Origin of the sequence: Flavobacterium cupreum (genome assembly GCF_003996965.1) — a bacterium.
GTDB lineage: Bacteria > Bacteroidota > Bacteroidia > Flavobacteriales > Flavobacteriaceae > Flavobacterium > Flavobacterium cupreum.
On record NZ_QWDM01000091.1, the window covers coordinates 1 to 415 of the forward strand.

At 69.6% G+C, this 415-nt stretch carries 1 protein-coding gene; it reads right to left on the reverse strand.

What is annotated here, in order from left to right; genetic code table 11:
• Window positions 1-415 (reverse strand): hypothetical protein (locus D0817_RS26755; RefSeq protein WP_161568472.1); only part of this gene is annotated, 415 nt, incomplete at both ends.

Genomic DNA, 415 nt, shown 5'->3' on the forward strand with positions numbered 1-415 from the left:
GGCCCTTCGAGAAGTAGCCCAGCGTGAGCGCCTGGTTGTTGTTGAAGCCAAGCGTCTGGGCGCTGCCGGCCAACGAATTGACGAGGTTGCCCGCGCCCGACAGCAAGGCGGCGCCCTGGGTGTTGAGGCTCAGATTGTTGCCGGCGAGCATAGACGACTGGACCTGGCTGATCGCGGTGGCCGCGGCCAGCGTGAGATTGCCGGCGCCCGCCTGCAGCGTCGAGCTGCCGGTCAGCGACAGCGTGCCGGTCCCGCCCGACAGGTTGATGTCGCCGCCGTTCGAGCCGATCTGGCCGGACACGTCGAGCCCGGCGTCGGAGGCGAGGTTGACGGCGCCGCCGTTGGTCTGGACGTTGCCCTGCACCAGCATGGAGCCGGAGTTGCTCAGCGTGATGGCGCCCGCGTTGGCGGCGCC